This window comes from Rhizobium sp. SVR5-2C (assembly GCF_056755115.1).
This window is the reverse complement of the sequence record NZ_JBNDHT010000602.1, coordinates 1-236: the sequence shown is the minus strand read 5'-3', so window position 1 is coordinate 236 and position 236 is coordinate 1. Positions and strand designations below refer to the sequence as shown.

General features: G+C 66.5%; 1 protein-coding gene. It reads left to right on the top strand.

The features are described from left to right. The coding region (locus ACPYOI_RS37075; protein ID WP_481424307.1) for an oligonucleotide/oligosaccharide-binding fold domain-containing protein at positions 1-236 on the top strand (236 nt) is incomplete at both ends.

The window sequence follows — 236 nt, the reverse complement described above, 5'->3', positions numbered from 1 at the left end:
TCTCGGGACTGTTGTCTCACATCGGGCTGGTCCAGGTCCGGCAGCCGGCCAAACGGCACGGCCAGCGCCCCGGGCCTCAGGAATACCTCGGTGCTCGCGGCACGAAGTTCGCCATTAATCCCGGATCGCTGCTGGCGCGTAAGTCGCCCGAACTTGTCGTGGCTGTTGAGCTCGTGGAGACCTCTCGGCTGTGGGCCAGGACAGTTGCCGCCGTCCAGCCCGAGTGGGTGGAGGAG